A 20,213-nucleotide genomic window follows, 5' to 3' on the forward strand; every position below is an offset into this window, starting at 1 on the left:
CGCCGCCTTTCCGGCATGCTTATCCTGTGGATCGGCGCCTAGCCGTAAACTCCAACATTGCCTTGCCGCTTTTCGCCGCTATGGTCCCGCCACCTCTGACGAAACAGGAAATCCCATGGCCGCAGACCTCCGTTTTCTCGCAGCCCGCATCTCCGCCGAAATCAACGCCCGGCCCGAACAGGCCAAAGCCGCCATCGAGTTGCTAGATGAGGGTGCCACCGTGCCCTTCATCGCCCGCTACCGCAAGGAAGTGACGGGCGGGCTGGACGATACGCAGCTGCGCAATCTCGCCGAGCGGCTGGTCTATCTGCGCGAGCTCGAAGCCCGGCGCGACGCGATCGTCGAATCGATCACCGGCCAGGGCAAGATGACCGACGAGCTGATGACCAAGGTCACTGGGGCCGAAACCAAGGCCGAGCTCGAGGATCTCTACCTGCCCTATAAGCCGAAGCGCCGCACGCGGGCCGAAATCGCCCGTGAACGCGGCCTCGGCCCGCTCGCCGAGACGATCCTCGCCGACCGCGCCAGGGAACCGGCGGTCTTGGCCGAAGGCTTCGTCACAGCTGACGTGCCCGATGTGAAGACGGCGCTCGAAGGCGCGCGCGATATCATCGCCGAAGGCATTGCCGAAAATGCCGACCTGCTCGGCAAGTTGCGCGCCCATATGCGCCAGGCCTCGTTGCTGAAGGCGAAAGTCGTCGACGGCAAGCAGGCGACCGGCGAGAAGTTTTCCGACTATTTCGACCATTCCGAACGCTGGGCGACGGCGCCGGGCCACCGCGCGCTCGCCATGTTGCGCGGCTGGAACGAGGAGGTGCTGACGCTGACGATCGAGGCCGACGCCGAAACCGCCTCTCCGAACAAGCCGGTCGAACGCATGATCGTGGCGGCCTACGAGATCGGTACCAGCCGTCCCGGCGACCGCTGGCTGATGGAGGTCGCAAGCTGGACCTGGCGCGTCAAGCTTTCCATGTCGCTCTCGCTCGACCTGATGCGGGAACTGCGCGAAAGGGCCGAGGAAGAGGCGATCCATGTCTTCGCCCGCAATCTCAAGGACCTGCTTTTGGCCGCGCCCGCCGGCTCGCGCGCGACGATGGGCCTCGATCCCGGCATCCGCACCGGCGTCAAGGTCGCCGTCGTCGACGGCACCGGCAAGGTGGTGGCGACATCGACCGTCTATCCCTTCCAGCCGAGGAACGACGTGCGTGGCGCCCAGGTCGAGCTCGCATCGCTGATCCGCAAGCACAATGTCGAGCTGATCTCGATCGGCAACGGCACCGGCAGCCGCGAAACCGAAAAGCTGGTGGCCGACATGCTGGCCGAGTTGCCGGCGCCGAAGCCGACCAAGGTCATCGTGTCGGAAGCCGGCGCCTCGGTCTATTCCGCCTCGGCAACCGCAGCAGCGGAGTTTCCCGATCTCGACGTGTCGCTGCGCGGCGCCGTCTCCATCGCGCGGCGCCTGCAGGATCCACTGGCCGAACTCGTCAAGATCGAGCCGAAGTCGATCGGCGTCGGCCAGTATCAGCACGATGTCGACCAGCAGAAGCTGTCGCGTTCGCTCGATGCCGTGGTGGAAGACGCGGTGAATGCCGTCGGCGTCGATCTCAACACTGCGTCTGCGCCGCTGCTGTCGCGCGTCTCCGGCCTCGGCCCGTCGATCGCCGACGCCATCGTCCGCCACCGCGACAGCGAAGGCCGTTTCGAGACGCGAAAGGATCTCCTGAAGGTCGCCCGCCTCGGCGGCCGCACCTTCGAGCAATGCGCCGGCTTCCTGCGCATTCCCAACGGCAAGGAGCCGCTCGATTCCTCCTCGGTGCACCCGGAGGCCTACGGTGTCGCCAAGAAGATCGTCGCCGCTTGTGGCCGCGATCTGCGCGCGCTGATGGGCGATAGCGCGGTGTTGAAATCGGTTGATCCGCGCCAGTTCATCGACGAGAAATTCGGTCTGCCGACGGTGAAAGACATCATCGCGGAGCTGGAAAAGCCCGGCCGCGACCCGCGTCCGAGCTTCAAGACCGCGACCTTCGCCGAGGGCGTCAACGAAATTTCCGACCTCCAGCCCGGCATGGTGCTGGAAGGCACGGTGACCAATGTCGCCGCCTTCGGCGCCTTCGTCGATATCGGCGTGCACCAGGATGGTCTGGTGCATGTGTCCCAGCTTGCCGACCGCTTCGTCAAGGATCCCCACGAGGTCGTCAAGGCGGGTGATGTCGTCAAGGTGCGGGTTGTCGAAGTCGATGCCAAGCGCAAGCGCATCGGTCTTTCCATGCGACGCGATGACGGCTCATCAGCGCCGCCGCCGCGTGGTGATTCTCGCCCAAGCCAAGGGTCGCGGCCGCAGAACGAGCGCCGGCCCGCGGCTCAGAAACCGGAGAGCCAGGGCGCATTCGGCGCGGCACTTGCCGAAGCCATGAAGCGAAAATAAGGGTTTAACCGGCATTTCGGCAAAAATGCAACAGTTTGGCAGCGTTCTGAACGGAGTGCTAAATCCGGCGCTTGTAAGGCGAAAGAGAGCTACTAAGTTGATGTGACCATCCTGTCACATTTGCGAGGCGTCCATGGCGTCGGCATTCTTATCGATCGTCCAGCAAATCGTCCGCAAGGGTTCATTGAAACTTACCCTTGCCAATGGCGAAACCCATACTATCGGCGACGGCACGGGTGAAACCGTTGTCGCCCGCCTTGCCGATCAGGAGGCCGAGGACGCCATCCGGCGCGACCCGACCATGAAGCTCGGCGAAATGTATATGCAGGGCCGGTTCATTCTCGAACAGGGCAACATTTACGATTTCCTGTCGCTGGTGAAACAGAACACCACCAACGAAATCTTCGATTTCAAGATGGCGGCTCTGCTCCTCGGCCGCATTGCCTGGCAGCAGCTGAAGAGCCGCGTGCCGGTCAATCGCAACAAGCACAATGTCGCCCATCATTACGACCTGTCGGCCAAGCTCTTCGATCTTTTCCTCGACGAGGACTGGCAATATTCCTGCGCCTATTTCGAGCCGCCGGGCATTGGTCTCGACGAGGCGCAGCTCGCCAAGAAGCGCCATATCGCTGCCAAGCTTCTGCTCGAGCCGAATCAGCATATCCTGGAGATCGGCTCCGGCTGGGGCGGCATGGGCATGTATCTGACGGAAGCGACCGACGGTGCCGATTTCACCGGCATCACGCTGAGCGAGGAACAGCTCAAGGTCTCGCGTTTGCGCGCCGAAAAGCGCGGCCTTGCCGACCGTGTGCGATTCGAACTGCAGGACTACCGCACCATGACGGGCAGGAAGTTCGACCGCATCGTCTCGGTCGGCATGTTCGAACATGTCGGTATCGGCAACTACGGCAATTTCTTCCGCAAGGTATCGGATCTGCTCGATGACAACGGCGTCATGGTGCTGCATTCGATTGGCCGTCCGAAGCCAAGCTTCGGCACCAATGCCTTCATCGAGAAGTACATCTTCCCCGGCGGCTACATCCCCTCCGTCGGCGAGGTCGTGCCACCGCTCGAAAAAGCCGGGCTGCTGGTCAAGGATATCGAAATCCTGCCGATGCATTATGCCTATACGCTGCGCCACTGGCGCGAGCGTTTCGTGACGCGCAAGGCTGAAGCGGTGGCGCTTTACGACGAGCAGTTCTTCCGCATGTGGGAATTCTATCTGGCTGGTTCCGAAATGGGCTTCCGCTGGGACGAGCTCTTTATCCTGCAGATCCAGGTCGCCAAGAACCAGTTTGCCGTTCCCGACAATCGCAACTACATCGCCCGCAACGAAGCCAAGCTGAAGGAGTTCGAGGCGAGGCGCGCACCGTTGGAAAAGGTGACGTTCTGATCCCGCGGAGGGGCCGCTTCCGCTGGCGGTTTTGCCGAGGGACCGCTTCCAATGAAAGGACGTGCCGATGAGCAGTGCGTTTCCCGAGATCTACCTGGTCCGCCACGGTGAAACCGAATGGAGCCTGTCCGGGCGCCATACCGGACGCAGCGATATTCCCCTGACGGCGAACGGCGAGGAGGCCGCCCGCAAACTCGCCGACCGGCTGGCGGGCCCTACCTTCTCCGCCGTCTGGTCGAGCCCGTCCGCGCGGGCCCGCAAGACCTGCACGCTCGCCGGATTCGGATCGGGCGCGGTGATCAAGGACGATCTCGCCGAATGGGACTACGGCGCTTATGAAGGTATCACCACCAAGGCGATCCTTGCCGACCGTCCCGGCTGGCAGCTCTTTCGCGACGGCTGCCCGAATGGCGAGTTCGCCGCCGATGTCGGTGCCCGCGTAGACGCCGTCATCCATGCGCTTCGCGAAACGGCCGGCACCATTTTGATCTTTTCGAGCTCGCATTTCCTGCGCGTCCTTGCCGCCCGCTGGCTTGGCCTGCCGCCGGAAGACGGCGCGCGCTTCGTGCTCGATACGGCCAGCATCAGCGTGCTCGGCTACGAACACGATCTGACCGAACCGGTCATCCGCCGCTGGAACCAGCGTTAGCTACAATCGTCTCCCTCACCGCCGTGGTTAACATTGGGGTAACGAGATCGGGATAAATGTAGCGGCCGCCGCCCTCCGCGGCTTTGTTTTTGCGTTTTCTGGAGTGCGGACGTGTCTCATCGATCAGTCGTATCGATCCCTTTGGCTATTGCCCTTTTATCTGCCAGTTCGGCCGCCGCCCAGGAAAGCGGCCAGCACTTCTGGTCCGGCGACTGGTATCTGAGCGTCGGCGTCGCCGGCTTTTCCGCCCCGAAATTCGAGGGCTCGTCGCATAATGAATTCAAGTTCAGCCCGCTGATCTCGGTCGGCCGCCAAGGCGCCGGCCCGCGTTTTTCGTCGCGCAATGACAATCCGTCCTTCGCCCTCATCGACAAGGGCGCCTTCCGTGCCGGCATCGTCGGCAGGTTCGTCCCGTCGCGCGATGACGGCGACGGCAGCGAGCTGAAGGGCTTGAAGAAGGTCAAATGGGGGGCGGAAGCCGGCGGTTTTGTCGAAGTTTACCCGACCGATTTCCTTCGCGCCCGCGCCGAAGTCCGCCAGGGCATCCGCTCGCATGACGGTATCGTTGCCGATCTCGCGGTCGATGCCTTCACCGATATCGCGCCCGACCTGCAACTGTCAGGCGGCCCGCGCGCGACCTTCGCCACCAGCGGCTATTACGACGCCTATTATGGCGTCAACGCCAAGCAGGCGGCGGCAAGCGGCCTTGATCCCTATAAGCCCTCGTCGGGCATCCAGTCCTATGGCGCCGGCACGGCGCTCACCTGGAAGGCGACGGAAAACCTCTCGGCCAGTTCCTTCCTCGAATATAAGCGGCTGGCAGGTCCTGCCGCCGACAGCAGCCTCGTGCGCGAGCGCGGCTCGAAGAACCAGGTCCTGATCGGCGTCTCGGCGACCTACAAGTTCAATTTCTCACTGCAGTGATTGACGGCGCTGCGGGTCCTTTCAGGCGCGCGGCGCTGCAACACTTTGAATTTACGTATATTTTATCCTTAAATCGATTCCGATCGAAGGAATGATGCAACTGGCAATACAATGATCGCTTCTTGACCGGATCGGCGGCCCGCCGCTAGATGAGCGGCATGCACGATACTGGCGACTTCAACGATCGCGTCTCCGACGCACCTTCCGATAACTGGGTCTACCGGATCCTGCCGCCATGGCTTTGGCCCTATGCGCAGCTCGCGCGCTGGGATCGCCCGATCGGCTGGCAGCTCTTGATGTGGCCGTGCTTCTGGTCGGCGACCCTTGCCGCCAACGCGGCGATCGGCGAGGGGATCTATTCCGGCAGCCTGCTGGTATCTCACCTGTTCCTCTATTTCATCGGCGCGGTCGCCATGCGCGGCGCCGGCTGCACCTACAATGATCTCGTCGACCACGAGATCGATATGGAAGTGGCGCGCACGCGGTCACGTCCGCTCCCCTCCGGCCGCGTCACCCGCCGTCGGGCAAAGATCTTCATCGGCTTGCAGGCGCTGGTCGGCCTCTTCGTGCTGCTGCAGTTCAACTGGCTCAACGTCTTCCTCGGCGTGCTCTCGCTCGGGATCGTGGCGTTTTATCCCTTTGCCAAACGCTTCACCGACTGGCCGCAATTCTACCTGGGGCTTGCCTTTTCCTGGGGTGCGCTGATGGGGTGGGCCGGAATTTTCGGCGGCCTCTCCTTTGCAGCCATCCTGCTCTACGCCGCCTCCGTCGCCTGGACGATCGGTTACGACACGATCTATGCGCATCAAGACAAGGAGGATGACGAGCTGATCGGCGTCCGGTCCACTGCGCGCCTGTTCGGCGACAGGACGCGGCAATGGCTGATCGGCCTTTATGGACTGACGCTGGTGCTGATGTTCATCGCTTTCGCTCTCGCCGGCGCCAATCTCATCGCATTTCTGGGTCTGCTCGGTGCGGCCGGCATGTTCGCCTGGCAGATCGTCCGGCTCGATATCGATGATGCCGACCAGTGCCTGGCGCTCTTCAAGTCAAACAACCGCGTCGGCCTGATCATCTTCTTCGGCCTCTTCATCTCGCTGTTGTTTGCCATTCCCTGATTGGGACGACGAATGAAACGATAAACCCGGCGCGGGCGCCGGGTTTCAAAATGGTTCCGAAGCGACGTCGCCAAATGGAACTGTCGCGTTTTTGTTCAGTTGCGGGCGATGATTTCCTTACCTTCGATCTTCATCGCGACGCCCAGCCGGCCGGTTGTACGGCGCACGAGGAAGCGCGGACGGCGATTGGCGAAGTAGGAATGACGGCGGCGAGGCTTGAGGTCGCTGGTGCGCAAGGCACCGATATGGTCTTCGAGCGGCCGGGCGACGCCGTCGGCCTCGACCATCAGCATCGGAATGCGGAAGGCTTCGGACCAGCTGCGCCAGTCGGCGGCGATGTCGCTGAGATCATGGGCGACGAGCAGCGGAATGCAGAGCTCCGGATCGGAGTGATGGAGTTCGAGGGTTACGGTGACATCGCCGTCGCCATGGTCGATGGCGCGGGCGGCGACGCCCTTGAAAACGCGCTTCGGCAGCGCAATCGATAGCGGCAGGCCGCTGGAGGGGAGGACCTTGCGCAGGACCGCACCGCGTTCGTCTATCGTGATATTGACGTCATCCGAACAATCGTGGATGGCGTAGCTGACCTGCTGGGGAAAGCGGGACGGATCGAGGCGCAACGTCGTGCCAGCCCAAGCGGGCTTCATAACGGGATTGTTCATTTCATTCTACCCTTGTCTTACCTGAGAGCCGATTTCCGGTCTTCTCCTTGGGACTTTTCGTCCTCTATGGCCGACAATAGGCAGCCGCCCTTCCGTACAGCTTAAAAATTGCGGTTAAGAAAACTTTGCCTCCTCTGATGGTTATCAAAACCGAATCCGGCAGGGTTTCCGGAAGGTGAACGGCGTGGTGTCCTGAAATGATGCATCCAGAGGTAAGCCTCAGGTAAGTTTTCCATGGCAAAATGTGCTCACCAGCAGTTCGTCGTTCTTTTAGAGATTTTGCCGAAAAGGGCGCTTTTTATGATCACGGCTTCCCTCGCTTACACGATCCTGTCGCGAGATATGACGTCCAGCCTCAACAAGGTTGCGTCGCAAGCGACGGTCAAGAAGGATGCCCAGTATTACGCTGACCATATCAACAAGGTCACGTCAGTCGACGACTTCCTTGGTGACTACAAGCTCTACAGCTATGCGATGAAGGCCTATGGTCTCGAGGACATGACCTACGCCAAGGCCTTCATGAAGAAGGTGCTCGAGAGCGATCTCACCGATCCCAACAGCTACGCCAACAAGCTTTCCGATACGCGCTACCGCGAGTTCGCCGCCGCCTTCAATTTCAACGAGCCGGCCAAGGACGTGCAGACGGACGCGCAGGAGGACGACCTCATCGGCCTCTACAAGCAGTCCTTCATCGATGCCGACAAGGCCGCGACCGCCGAGAGCACCTATTACAGCAACAATATCGATAGCGTGCAGACCGTCGACGACCTGGTCAACAACACCCGGCTGCGCACCTATGTGCTGAAGACCTTCAAGATCGATCCGACCTATGCGTCGAAGGATTTTCTGCGGCAGGTGCTGACGAGCGATCTCAGCGACCCCACGAGCGTCGTCAACACCCAAGGCGGCGACAAGTACAAGGCGCTTGCCGCCCAGTTCAGCTTCAATGCGGATGGCACTGTCAACGGCACGGCGCAGACCGCCGCGCAGAAGGCCTCGGTCATCGAGTCCTACACCCTGAATTCCCAGTCCCTCATCATCGACAATTCGGTCGGTTCGGATGTCTACTACGTCGGCCAGACGGCGGCGGACTACAACAAGGCCTATTACACCGCGAAGATCGGCACGATCACCAATGTCGACGATCTGGTCGCCGACAAGCGACTGACCTCCTACATCACGACGGCCTATAGCATGGGCGCCGACTTCACCGCGGCAGCGCTGCGCGCGGTGTTGACCGATCCCGGTTATGCCCAGCTGATGGGCTTTACCAATGTCTACAATGCTTTCAACTTCAAGGCTGACGGGTCGACCTCCAACACGGCGCGCGTCCAGTCGGTCGATCAGGCAAACAGCCTGAAGGCAGCGGCATCGAGCACCAACAACTATTATACCGTCACCTCGCAGTCGACCGGGATCACCAATGTCGACGACCTGCTCGCCGACAGTGTGCTGGCCCGCTACATCAAGGATGCCTATGGGCTCGGCACGAGTTTCAGCAATGCCGACCTGAAGAACATCCTGACCGATTCCGCCTATGCAGCGGCCCAGGGGCATGCCGATCTCAATGCCGACTTCAACTTCCAGGCAGACGGCTCGATCAATGGTTCCGTGATCCAGACCGCGGCGCAGCGGAAGTCGACCACCGACAAGTCGGCGGCGAACGCAGCGCATTTCAACAGCATGATCGGCAATGTCACCAATGTCGATGACATCATGTCCGATGCTGTTGCGGTCAGCTATATCAGAAACAGCATGCAGATCGCCGACAGCGTCTCCGATGCGACGTTGAGGACTTTCCTCGTCGACCGCACGGCTGCCAGCGCCCAGGGCTACAGCGACGTTCACGACCTCTTCAATTTCAAAGCGGACGGTTCGGTCGCGACCCTTTACGCCTCGCAGACGGCAACCCAAAGTGCCAGCACTGCCAGCAAGGCCGACAATGCGGCAGTCTACTACCAGTCGACCATTGCGGGCATCTCAAACGTCGATCAGTTGCTGACGGACCAGAAGCTGAACAATTTTGTGCGCAACGCCTACGGCATCCCGTCGACGGTCAGCGACGTCGCTCTTCGCAATATCCTGACCGATCAGAGCGGCACCGGCACCTATGCCGACGTTGCCGCCGCCTTCAACTTCAAGGCGGACGGCACGCTTGAGGACGGTATGGCGGCGCAGACGGCCAGCCAGATCAGCAGCACGAAATTTACTGCCTCAGCGCGGACGGACGACTATTCCGCCCGGATGGCGACGATCGGCAATGTCGATGATCTCATCGCCGATGGCACGATCACCAATTTCCTGAAGAGCACCTACAATCTGCCGTTCGATATCTCGGACGCCGATCTGAAGAGCATCCTGACCGATGCGACGGCGGCTGCCGCAGCCGGCCACGCCGATCTCAACGCCGACTTCAACTTCGCCGCCGACGGATCGCTTCCTGTCGTCAGTTCGGTCCAGACGGCCGACCAGGCGCAGACCACCAACGACAATTATGCGGCGCGTTATGACGACGAACGCGACGAGGCGATCGACGAGGTCGCATCCAACTACCAGAAGCTTATGGCCGACAGCAGCAGCCTGCTGAATTTCTCCGACGTCAAGGCCGTCAATGATTTCCTGCGCAGCAATTCGTCCGCCGATTTCAGCAAGGGCAATGACAATCTGCCGGATCTCTACCATGTGGCGCTGCAGGCTTTCGGGCTGACCGACCAGGATGTCCCGCGCTCGATGATGCGCAAGATCCTGACGAGCGATGCCTATGATCCGGATGGCTATATCGCCTCGCTCAAGGATGAACGCATCACCAACCTTGCCCGCGCCTTCAACTTCGGCCCCGACGGCAAGGCGGCATCACCCTTCCAGGCGCTTCCCGACGCGACCATGGCCAAATACGCCACCGACTATAAATCGCATATCACCATGCTGATGAAGGACGGTCCGGTGAAGGACAAGGCCTCGAAAGATGCGACGGCCGAAGTCGACTATTTCGCCAAGGGCATGGCGAAGGTGAAGTCGCTCGACGATTTCCTGGATGACAGCCGCCTGACCGACCTGGTGCTGAAGGCGAACAATCTTGACCCGAAGGATTACGACAAGGCCACGCTGAAGAAGATCTTCACCTCGGATCCCGACGACAAGAAGAGCTACCTCAACACCAAGGCCGATGCGCGTTTCCAGGATATCGTCGCCGCCTTCAACTTCGACAAGGACGGCAATCTGACCCGCGCCAAGATCGGCACGATCCAGAACAAGGCGGCCGAGGACCACACCCAGGAACTTTACGTCCAGCAGACGATGGAAGCCCAGCAAGGCGAAACCAACGACGGCGTGCGCCTGGCGCTCTATTTCAGCCGCAAGGCCTCGAGCATCACTTCGATCTATTCGATCCTCGGCGACAAGGCGCTTTATCAGGTCATCACCACGGCCTACAGCCTGCCATCGCAGATCTCGGGCATGGATGTCGCCAAGCAGGCCGATCTGATCAACCGCTTCGTCAAGCTCGAGGATCTCCAGGATCCGAAGAAGGTCGACAAGCTGCTGCGCCGGTTCACCGCCATGTACGATGTCCAGAACGCTGCCCAGCAGTCGCCGGCGCTGATGATCCTGAACGGCGGCGGCACGCAGCAAAGCTGATCGCCCTGACCTGCTGCACGCAGCAGGCCTGATCGCTCTGACCGTCGGCCTCAAGGATCGAGGCTGACAACCTTTTCCGGGTTCATGATATTGGCGGGATCGAAGGCGCGCTTGATGCGGCGCATCAGCTCGATTTCGATCGCCGGCCGGATCGCCGCCAACTCGTCGCGCTTCAGCTGGCCGATGCCGTGCTCGGCTGAGATCGAACCGCCATGCGCCAGCACCAACCCATGCACGATATGGTTCATTTCGCGCCAGCGGGCGATGAAGGCGGCCTTGTCAGCGCCAACCGGCTGGGAAATATTATAATGAATATTGCCGTCGCCCATATGGCCGAAGGCGCAGATGCGGGCGCCCGGCATCGCCGCCATCACAGCTTCTTCAGCCTCGGCCATGAAATGCGGGATGTTCGATACCGGCACGGAAACATCGTGCTTGATCGACCCGCCTTCCGGCTTCTGAGCATCCGACATGCTCTCGCGCATGTGCCAGATCGCTTTCTGCTGGGCCACGGATGCGGCGATCGCGGCATCCAGCACCAGCCCGGCCTCGAAGCCCTGTTCCAGCACGCCATTCATCATCCGCTCCGCCGTCTCGGCCGAATCCGAGGTCGAAATGTCGATCAGCACGTACCAGGGATAGGCCGCGTCCAGCGGATCGCGCACGCCGTCGATGTGGCGGGTGGTGATCTCGACACCGAAACGCGGCATCAGCTCGAAACCGGTGAGCGAGGCGCCGCAGAGGCTGGAGGCCAGGTTGAACAGAGCAAGCGCATCCACCACCGAATTCAGGCCGGCGAAGGCCACCTGATGGCCGAGCGGCTGAGGAAAGAGCTTCAGCACCGCGCCGGTGATGATGCCAAGCGTGCCCTCGGCGCCGATGAAGAGATCGCGCAGATCATAGCCGGTATTGTCCTTCTTCAGGCGGCGTAAGCCGTCCCAGATCTCGCCGGTCGGCAGCACCACTTCGAGGCCGAGGCAGAGCTGGCGCATATTGCCATAGGCAAGCACGGCGGTGCCGCCGGCATTGGTGGAAAGATTGCCGCCGATGCGGCAGGAACCCTCCGAGCCGAGCGACAGCGGAAACAACCGCCCATGCGCCTCGGCTGCCTTCTGCACCTCGGCCAGGATGGCGCCGCCATCGGCCACCAGCACGTTGGCCACCGGATCGACATCACGGATCTTGTTCATGCGCTCGAGCGACAGGATGATATCGGACTTGCCCTGACGCGGCGTCTGGCCGCCGACGAGACCGGTATTGCCGGTCTGCGGCACGATCGCCGTTCCGGTCTCCGTCGCAAGCTTCATGATATCAGAGACTTCCTCGACCGAGCCGGGTTTCAAGAGGAGAGGGGAGGAGCCGTGATAGAGCCCGCGGTTTTCGATCAGATGCGGCGCAAGATCGGCTTCGCTGCGAAGCGCGTATTTTTCGCCGACGATTGCGGCGAAGCGGTTGAGGAGTTCGGTGGAAATGCTGGAATTGCTCATTCGGACTCGGTCCTCCATCGTCATGCGCAGTCTTTTCAGTCGCGGGGTGCCGCCGCCCGCTGCAGCCGGTCGTTGATCGCTTCGCCCAGCCCCTCTTCGGGAATCGGCGAAAAGGCGATGCTCTGAGCGCCGCTGGCATCGGCCCGCTTCATGTAGTCGAAGAGATTGGCCGCCGCCTCTGCCAGGTCGCCGCGCGGGCTGAGATCAAGCACGATCCGTGCACTGTTTGCGCCGGAGACCGCAGCGCTGCCGAAGGCAATCAGTGCCTCGCCCGGTTCCACCGCCGTCGCATTGAGGCGCACGGAAGCGCCCGGCGCGTAATGCGAGGCGAGCATGCCTGGCGCCTCGATTGCCGCCGATGCCGTTTTCGCCCGCAGCAGCGGTTGGCCTGCGATGCGCTCGATCTCGCGCGCCGCCAGTCCACCCGGCCGAAGCAGCCTCAGGCGGCCGCCCTCTGCCTTGACGATCGTCGATTCGACGCCGACAGCGCTTGGACCCGCATCGAGGATCAATGGGATCCTGGCCCCGAGATCGGCTTCGACATGGGCGGCACTCGTGGCGCTTACCCCGCCCGAGGTGTTGGCGCTGGGGGCTGCGAGCGGCCGTCCGAAGGCGCCGATCAACGCGCCCGCGAAACCCTTCGGCACACGGATGCCGACGCTGTCGAGTCCGGCGGTCGCCAGCGAATGGATCGAACTCTGAGGCTTCAGCGGCAGCACGAGGGTCAGCGGGCCGGGCCAGAAGGCTCTGGCGAGCGCCCGCGAGACCGGGTCGAATTCGGCATGCTCTTCGGCCATGGCGAGGTCGGCCATATGGCAGATCAGCGGATTGAAGCGCGGCCGTCCCTTTGTCTCGTAGATGCGGGTGATGGCTGCGGGATTGGTGGCGTCGGCCGCAAGGCCGTAGACGGTCTCAGTCGGGATGGCGATGGCAAAGCCGTCGGCAAGAGCGGCTGAGGCCGCCTCGAGCGCTGCTTGCCTGTCGGTCCTTATGTCGATCGTGCGTGCCATGTTCTGCCCAGCAATCCAAAGTGCCACAGCGTCCTTTGCGCGTCTGGAAAGACGCACGGCGCTGTAGGTCGGCAGTCATTAGGCTTTCCGCCGCCGGCGATCAATCGCTTTAGAGCTGCCGGATGATTTCGCGCAGCTGTTCGTTGCGGGCGCCGAGCAAGAGGATGTTGCGGATCGCAGCCTGCGGATCATGGGTGCGGAAGAGCAGGCCGTTGCCGCGCACCGAGCGGTCGATGGTCATCTTTTCCGCGGAGTTCTCGCCGGGTTTGATCGCGACGGCGAAATACATGCGGGAATAACCGACATCGATGCGCTCGAAGAAATTATCGTTCTCGCCGATGTCGGAATAGAAATTGGAGATGTAGAAGGCCCAGCTTACCTCTTCGTAATGGGCGAATTTCGTCCGCGCGGCGGTGACGTGGCAGTAACCGAGATGTGGGCTGTCCTCCAGCGTCCGGTGGAAGATCATCTTCGGAAACTGGATCGAGTGGTGAAAGCCGTTGATGTGCTGATGGGTCTTTTCGCCGGCAACTTGCAGCTTGCGGCCGGTCTTTGCCGCGACCTCATCATGGGTGAAATACCGTTTTTCCTCGGCCAGCCAGTGCCGCCGCTCGCGGGGGATGCGACCAGTGCGCAAAAATTCGGAATGCGCGGCAATCAGCTGCGGCTCTTGCAGTTTACTTGCTTCTTTCGCGTCGAAATAACGGAGTTTGGCCATGGTTCGCGTTCTTCGGTCGGTCTGAATCAGCAGCAGGATAGGGCGGTATGCTTAAGGCGATGTTAAAAAATCGCCATGGCAGCCGGCCGGCTGAAAGGCAAATGCCGGGAGATGTCGCAAACGCGACTGACCTCGATACCAGGCAGCCGACCTCTTTGCGCAACGGGTCTTTACGCCATGTCGCAATTGACGATAATTGCCGGGAGAGTCGGGCAATGTCATCGACCGGGATGGGCAGCCTGTGGCTTGCTGCATCCTGTCGTCAATGTCGAAGCCGATGTCGCATTACAACCAAGCGGCAGCCATGCTCGGTGATTAAATGGCGCCATGAACAATTCTCCCGAAGGAGAAGGAAGCGGGCGCGCTTCCGCCGGCCTTCCCACGCGAGGGTGGCAACCGGATGCACGAGGACATGAAGATGGATATTCGCAGCAACGTTTTGCGTCAGCTCAAGAGCCGCCGTGAGGGCTTCAGCCTCGAACAGCCGTTCTATATCGACGAGGATTATTTCCAGCTCGACATGGAGATGATCTATTATCGCGACTGGCTGTTCATCGGCCATGATTGCGAGCTGCCGAAGCCGGGCGCCTATTTCACCGTCCAGATCGGCAACTATCCCGTCGTCGTCGTCCGCGGCCGCGACAATATCATCCGCGCCTTCCACAACAGCTGTCGCCATCGCGGCTCACGCGTCTGCACCAAGGAGCACGGCTCCTCCGTGCGTCTTGTCTGCCCCTACCATCAGTGGACCTATGATCTCGAAGGCAAGCTCGCCTTTGCCCGCCACATGGGCGATGATTTCGACAAGACCGGCTTCAACCTGAAACCCGTCCATTGCGAAACCGTCGCAGGCTATGTCTTCATCTGCCTTGCCAATACCGCCCCGGATTTCCAGCCGGTGCGCGACAAGATCGAACCCTATGTCGCGCCGCACCGGATCAGTGAGAGCAAGGTCGCCTTCCAGAGCACGATCATCGAGAAGGGCAACTGGAAGCTTGTCTGGGAAAACAACCGCGAGTGTTATCACTGCGCCGCCAATCACCCCGAACTCTGCCGCACCTATCCCGAAGCCCCGAGTGTCACCGGCACGGATGGCGGCGCCGACGATCCTGAGATCGCCGGCCATTGGGCGCGCTGCGAGGCTGCCGGCCTGCCGAGCAAGTTCCAGATTTCGCCGGACGGTCAGTTCCGCACCGCCCGCATGCCGCTGATCGAAGATGCCGAGAGCTACACCATGTCGGGCAAGCGCGCTGTCCAGCGTCAGCTCTCCGACGATATCTCGATCAGCCATATCGGCACCATGTTGCTCTTCCACTACCCGACGACGTGGAACCATCTGCTTGGTGACCACGCCATCTCCTTCCGCGTGCTGCCGCTCAGCGCCAACGAGACGGCGGTGACGACCAAGTGGCTCGTCCACAAGGATGCCGTCGAAGGCGTGGATTACAATCTCGAGGAACTGACCCACGTCTGGACCGAGACCAACGATCAGGATCGCCGCATCGTCGAGGAAAACGCCTTCGGCATTCACTCACCCGCCTATGAGCCCGGCCCCTATTCCGCCTTGCACGAGGGCGGCGTCATGCAGTTCCTCGAATGGTATTCGAACTTCATGGTGAACCGCCTGCAGGGTGACCAGGCGAAGTTCTCCGTCGTTGCCTGATAGCGCTTTGCCGCACCGGTTAATGTCCGGTTCAGTTCAGCTGACCTAAAAGGGAGAGTAGCCGGCCCCGGCTGCTTTTGGAACCATTCAGGCGAAAAGGCGTTGCTAGGCAGGCGGTGATCGCTGTTGTATGGGAGTTGAAGCAATGATCGGGCTGAGAAACAAGATCGCGACCGCAGTGCTGGCTGCCGCCGTGGTCCTGACGGGCTTTGCGCCGTCGCAGGCAATCCAGATGCCCACCGCCCCGCAGGTGGAAAAATCCTCCGCAGTTGAGAATGTCCAGTACCGCCGTTATTATCGCCCCGGCTATCGTCCGGGCGCCTATTACCGGCCTGGCTATCGTCCCGGCGCCTACTACCGGCCCGGCTATTATGGCGGCTATCGCGGATATTCCTATTACCGCCCGGGCTATCGCCATTATAACGGCTACTGGTATCCGCTTGCCGCCTTCGGCGCCGGCGCAGTGATCGGCGGCGCGATTGTCGCGCAGCCGCGTTACGTCGACCCTGCGCCCCGCATGGGTTCGAGCCACGTCGCATGGTGCGCAAACCGCTACCGGTCCTATCGCGCCTACGACAACACCTTCCAGCCCTATAACGGCCCGCGTCAGCAGTGCTATTCGCCCTACTGACGTCACCCCAAACCGCGTAGCGGTTTTGGCATGTCGTGATATCGAGCTAAGATAAGAACCAGGCGCCCGGCAGTCATGCCGGGCGTTTCGCGTTCAAAGAATATCCACACGCCGCAGCAGCCACCAGGCAAAGGCGATGGAGGCGACGATGAGGGCGACGGCGTATTCGGTGCCGTAGTCGCCGACGGCGAAGGGCAGGTTTGCCGTGTTCATGCCGAAGAAACCCGTCACCAGCGTCGGCGGCAGCAGGAAGGCCGTCATGATCGACAGCAGATAGAGGTGGCGGTTGGTTTCGGAGGATTGTTTCGAATCGATTTCTTCGTGCAGCAGGCGTGCCCGGTCCTGCAGCGCATAGATATCGTGGTCGACCGTTTCCAGCCGGCTCGTCAGCCGCCGCGCCACATCGTCGAAGCCGAAGGGCATCTCGTCGTCGTCGGCCGCCGCCGCCCGGCGCATCAGCGCCAGTACGGTGCGCAGGTGCCGATGCAGCCTGACCACGGTGCGCCGGACCGGCGCCAGGCGCCGGCGCTCGTCGCGCTGCGCACTGTCGTAGACGATATCCTCGATCTGGTTCAGCTCTTCGGTGAGTTCGATGACGATCGCGATCAGCGTGCGCTGGAACTCGATCACCAGCAGTTCGAAGAGATCGACCGGTCGGGAGAATTTGCCCGGGTTTTTCTCGATCAGCGCCCGAGCCCGTTCGACGCTGCGTAGCGGCTGCAGCCTCGTGGTGATGAGGAAGCGGTCGGACATCGCGAAATGCAGCCAGCCGAGATTGTTGGTATCCTGGGCAAAATCGCGCTGGCAATCGACGAGCGTCCCATAGAGCATCTGCTCGTCGACGGTGATGGCCGCATGTGTATCGCGCGTCGTCAGCGCCGATTTCGCGTCCTCTGTCAGTCCGTCCAGCGTATCGAGCAAGGCCGGCACGCGAGCGTCGACAAGGTTGAGGTGCAGCCAGTAGAAACAGTTGTCGGCGGTCAGTTCCGCTACCGTCGCACTATTGTTCAGTCGCACCGCGGTCTTTTCTTCGGGCGAAAAGCGATAGGCCCAGACGAAACCGGGTATGTTGACGGGCAATGTATCCATTGTTCGCCGGTCCTTTGCGAAGGCGATGTCTTCCCTTAGAGATTGTTCATGACGTCCATTTATCCAAAGGTGCAAGAGCAAAGCGCCCTGTCAGGCGATTTATCGCATGGCGGCCGAGGAAATCGAAATTGACGTTTACGTAAAAATCAATTAGCCCTTGCCTCGGAGGGGCTTGCCCAAGTGCAGGCCGGTCTGCGGAGGAAAAACCATGTACAAGGCGCCCGTCGAGGAAATCGCGTTCACATTGAAGCACGTAGCGGGCATGGACGAGGCGATTTCAAGAGGGCTGCTCGGCGATCTCGGCGAAGATCTGGTCGATGCGATCCTCGCCGAAGCGGGACGTTTTGCCACAGAAGAAGTGGCGCCTCTCGCCGAAATCGGCGACCGCCAGGGCGCCCGCCTGATCGATGGCGAGGTCAGGCTGCCGGATGGCTGGCGCGATCTCTATCGCCACTGGATCGCCGGCGGCTGGAACGGCCTGACGGCGCCGGAGGCCTTCGGCGGCCAGGCCTTGCCGCATATGCTGAATGTCGCGGCGCTTGAAATGTGGAATTCCGGCTCCATGGCCTTCGCGCTTGCCCCGACGCTGACGATGGGCGCCATCGAAGCGGTCAGCACCCATGGCAGTGCCGCGCTGAAAGACAAATATCTGGAAAAGATGGTCTCCGGTGAATGGACCGGCACCATGAACCTGACCGAGCCGCATGCCGGCTCCGATCTCGGCGTGCTGAAGGCTCGCGCCGAGCGCCGCGATGACGGCAGCTACCGTCTCTTCGGCCAGAAAATCTTCATCACCTGGGGCGAGCATGACGCGGCCGACAATATCATCCATCTGGTGCTTGCCCGCCTGCCGGATGCACCGGCCGGCACCCGCGGCATCTCGCTGTTCCTGGTGCCGAAATTCCTGGTGAACGACGACGGTTCGCTTGGGCCCCGCAACGATCTGTTCTGCCACTCGCTGGAGCACAAGCTCGGCATCCATGGTTCGCCGACCTGCACGATGATCTACGGCGACGGAAAATTCGGCGGTGAAAAGGGTGCCGTGGGATGGCTGGTCGGCGAGGAGAACAAGGGGCTGGCCTGCATGTTCACGATGATGAACAATGCCCGCCTTGCCGTCGGCATGCAGGGCGTGGCGATCGCGGAAGCCGCCACCCAGAAGGCGCTCGCCTATGCCAGGGAACGCACCCAGGGCAGGGCGCCGGGCGCAAGCGGCGCCGGCATGAGCCCGATCGTCGAACATCCCGATGTCGCCCGCATGCTCCTCACCATGAAGGCGCTGACTCAAGGGGCGCGCGCCATCTCATATGCGTGCGCCCATGCGATCGACATGTCGCATCGGGCAGGTGACGCCAGCCGCCAATGGCAGGAGCGCGCCGCTTTGCTGACGCCGATCGCCAAATCCTTTTCGACCGATGCCGGCGTCGACGTCGCCTCGCTCGGTATTCAGGTGCATGGTGGCATGGGCTTCATCGAGGAGACGGGTGCGGCGCGTTATCTCCGCGATGCCCGCATCGCCCCGATCTATGAGGGCACCAATGGTATCCAGGCGATCGACCTCGTCACCCGCAAGCTGCCGCTCTCCGGCGGCGATCAGGTGAAGGGCTTCATCGCCGAGCTCAGAGAGATCGCCGATGGCGTCCGCCGCTCCAATCTCGACGGTTTCGGCGAAACCGCTGCGAGGCTCGACGCTGCGATCGCCGATCTCGAGCAGGCGACCGCCTGGCTGATGAAGACGCTTGCCGAGAACAGCACCGCCGAGGCGCTCTCGGGTGCCACGCCCTATCAGCGGCTGTTCGGCCTCGTGCTCACCGGCTGTTACCTCGCCAAGGGCGGACTTGCCGAAAGTGCCGATGGCGCGGCCGAAAACCGTATCGCGCTCTGCCGCTTCGCCGCCGAAAACCTGCTCGCCGAAACCGCAGCCCTTCGCGACCGGGTGGTCAATGGCGCGGCAAGCCTTGCCGCCGCCCGCATCCTGCTAGCCTGAGGAGACCTTATGACCGATTACATCATCGTCGAGCAGCCTTCCGCCTATCCCGGCGTCCAGTCCATCCGCTTCAATCGGCCGGAAAAGAAGAACGCCATCACCCGCGCCATGTATCGGACGATGGCCGATGCGCTGAATGCGGCCAACACAAGCCCCGACATCCGCGCCACCGCTTTCCTCGGCACCGAAGGCTGCTTCTCGGCCGGCAACGACCTGAACGATTTTCTGGCTGCCGCAATGGGCGGCCGCGGCCTGGAGCAGGAGATCCTCGATTTCCTCTATGCGCTGGTGAATGCCGAAAAACCCGTCGTCTCCGGCGTCGACGGTCTGGCGGTCGGCATCGGCACGACGATCCATCTCCATTGCGACCTGACCATCGCCTCCAGCCGCAGCCAGTTCCGCACACCCTTCGTCGATCTGGCGCTGGTGCCGGAGGCAGGTTCCAGCCTCGTCGCGCCGCGCCTGATGGGACATCAGCGCGCCTTCGCCATGCTTGCCGCCGGCGAAGCATTCTCTGCGGACGAGGCGAAGGAAGCCGGCCTGGTCTGGAAGGTCGTTGAAAGTGGCGAGGTCGATTCACTGACGCTTGGCCTCGCCGCAAAGCTCGCCGCCAAGCCGCCGGAGGCGTTGCGCATCGCCCGTGACCTCATTCGCGGCAACCGCGGCGAGATCATCGCCCGCATCGACGAGGAGGCCCGCCATTTCTCCGCGCGGCTGAAAAGCGCCGAGGCCCGGGCGGCCTTCGAAGCCTTCATGCGCCGCTGAGCGGCGATCTCGGTCGTTTCCGAAGTATCTATGGCAAGCAGGCCGACACCAACACC

The 20,213-nt window shown here is 61.8% G+C and carries 15 protein-coding genes; 10 read left to right on the plus strand and 5 right to left on the minus strand.

Annotated elements, in window-relative coordinates:
• Positions 1 to 115 precede the first annotated feature (115 nt).
• The 5 genes from BS629_RS03545 to ubiA all read left to right on the plus strand — a co-directional run bounded on the left by BS629_RS03545 (position 116) and on the right by ubiA (position 6,509).
• A complete protein-coding gene (locus BS629_RS03545) occupies positions 116 to 2,425 on the plus strand; it encodes a Tex family protein (protein WP_018245033.1) in 2,310 nt (769 codons plus the stop codon).
• 133 nt (positions 2,426 to 2,558) lie between these two features.
• Positions 2,559 to 3,818: a cyclopropane fatty acid synthase gene (locus tag BS629_RS03550; protein WP_018245034.1), complete on the plus strand. Its 1,260-nt coding sequence runs from the start codon at positions 2,559 to 2,561 to the stop codon at positions 3,816 to 3,818.
• Between the two features lie 67 nt (positions 3,819 to 3,885).
• On the plus strand, positions 3,886 to 4,467 hold the full coding sequence (locus BS629_RS03555) for a histidine phosphatase family protein (protein WP_018245035.1): 582 nt from the start codon (positions 3,886 to 3,888) through the stop codon (positions 4,465 to 4,467).
• Between the two features lie 111 nt (positions 4,468 to 4,578).
• The gene (locus BS629_RS03560; RefSeq protein WP_018245036.1) at positions 4,579 to 5,391 is read left to right on the plus strand and encodes a MipA/OmpV family protein; all 813 of its coding nucleotides are present in this window, start codon (positions 4,579 to 4,581) and stop codon (positions 5,389 to 5,391) included.
• A gap of 158 nt (positions 5,392 to 5,549) precedes the next feature.
• Positions 5,550 to 6,509 carry a 4-hydroxybenzoate octaprenyltransferase gene (gene ubiA, locus BS629_RS03565; RefSeq protein WP_020493423.1) on the plus strand — a complete coding sequence of 320 codons (960 nt, stop codon included), beginning with the start codon at positions 5,550 to 5,552 and terminating at the stop codon, positions 6,507 to 6,509.
• Between the two features lie 95 nt (positions 6,510 to 6,604).
• On the opposite strand, the gene BS629_RS03570 is transcribed toward ubiA, so the two are convergent.
• Entirely contained in the window at positions 6,605 to 7,171 is a 567-nt protein-coding gene (locus BS629_RS03570) for a DUF6101 family protein (RefSeq protein WP_018245038.1), read from the minus strand.
• A gap of 300 nt (positions 7,172 to 7,471) precedes the next feature.
• Between BS629_RS03570 and BS629_RS03575 the strand changes: the two genes are divergently transcribed.
• A complete protein-coding gene (locus tag BS629_RS03575; RefSeq protein ID WP_018245039.1) occupies positions 7,472 to 10,807 on the plus strand; it encodes a DUF1217 domain-containing protein in 3,336 nt (1,111 codons plus the stop codon).
• A gap of 50 nt (positions 10,808 to 10,857) precedes the next feature.
• On the opposite strand, the gene BS629_RS03580 is transcribed toward BS629_RS03575, so the two are convergent.
• The 3 genes from BS629_RS03580 to BS629_RS03590 all read right to left on the minus strand — a co-directional run bounded on the left by BS629_RS03580 (position 10,858) and on the right by BS629_RS03590 (position 14,022).
• The gene (locus BS629_RS03580) at positions 10,858 to 12,294 is read right to left on the minus strand and encodes an FAD-binding oxidoreductase (RefSeq protein WP_018245040.1); all 1,437 of its coding nucleotides are present in this window, start codon (positions 12,292 to 12,294) and stop codon (positions 10,858 to 10,860) included.
• 35 nt (positions 12,295 to 12,329) lie between these two features.
• Positions 12,330 to 13,304, minus strand: coding sequence for an L-threonylcarbamoyladenylate synthase (locus tag BS629_RS03585; RefSeq protein WP_018245041.1), 975 nt, complete (start codon positions 13,302 to 13,304; stop codon positions 12,330 to 12,332).
• Positions 13,305 to 13,413: 109 nt separating this feature from the next.
• On the minus strand, positions 13,414 to 14,022 hold the full coding sequence (locus tag BS629_RS03590) for a DUF6656 family protein (RefSeq protein WP_018245042.1): 609 nt from the start codon (positions 14,020 to 14,022) through the stop codon (positions 13,414 to 13,416).
• 418 nt (positions 14,023 to 14,440) lie between these two features.
• Here BS629_RS03590 and BS629_RS03600 point away from each other — a divergent pair, with 418 nt between their 5' ends.
• Together BS629_RS03600 and BS629_RS03605 are read left to right on the plus strand one after the other, a co-directional pair.
• Entirely contained in the window at positions 14,441 to 15,685 is a 1,245-nt protein-coding gene (locus tag BS629_RS03600; RefSeq protein ID WP_026188639.1) for an aromatic ring-hydroxylating oxygenase subunit alpha, read from the plus strand.
• 145 nt (positions 15,686 to 15,830) lie between these two features.
• A complete protein-coding gene (locus BS629_RS03605; RefSeq protein ID WP_018245044.1) occupies positions 15,831 to 16,316 on the plus strand; it encodes a BA14K family protein in 486 nt (161 codons plus the stop codon).
• Between the two features lie 93 nt (positions 16,317 to 16,409).
• Here the strand turns inward: BS629_RS03605 and BS629_RS03610 are convergent, their stop codons facing one another.
• A complete protein-coding gene (locus tag BS629_RS03610) occupies positions 16,410 to 17,405 on the minus strand; it encodes a transporter (RefSeq protein WP_003556974.1) in 996 nt (331 codons plus the stop codon).
• A 208-nt stretch (positions 17,406 to 17,613) separates the two neighbouring features.
• Between BS629_RS03610 and BS629_RS03615 the strand changes: the two genes are divergently transcribed.
• Together BS629_RS03615 and BS629_RS03620 are read left to right on the plus strand one after the other, a co-directional pair.
• On the plus strand, positions 17,614 to 19,392 hold the full coding sequence (locus BS629_RS03615; protein ID WP_018245046.1) for an acyl-CoA dehydrogenase family protein: 1,779 nt from the start codon (positions 17,614 to 17,616) through the stop codon (positions 19,390 to 19,392).
• Positions 19,393 to 19,401: 9 nt separating this feature from the next.
• The gene (locus BS629_RS03620) at positions 19,402 to 20,157 is read left to right on the plus strand and encodes a crotonase/enoyl-CoA hydratase family protein (RefSeq protein WP_018245047.1); all 756 of its coding nucleotides are present in this window, start codon (positions 19,402 to 19,404) and stop codon (positions 20,155 to 20,157) included.
• Positions 20,158 to 20,213: the final 56 nt, after the last annotated feature.

The sequence above is a fragment of the Rhizobium leguminosarum bv. viciae USDA 2370 genome, from assembly GCF_002008365.1.
In the GTDB taxonomy this organism is placed as follows: Bacteria; Pseudomonadota; Alphaproteobacteria; order Rhizobiales; family Rhizobiaceae; genus Rhizobium; species Rhizobium leguminosarum.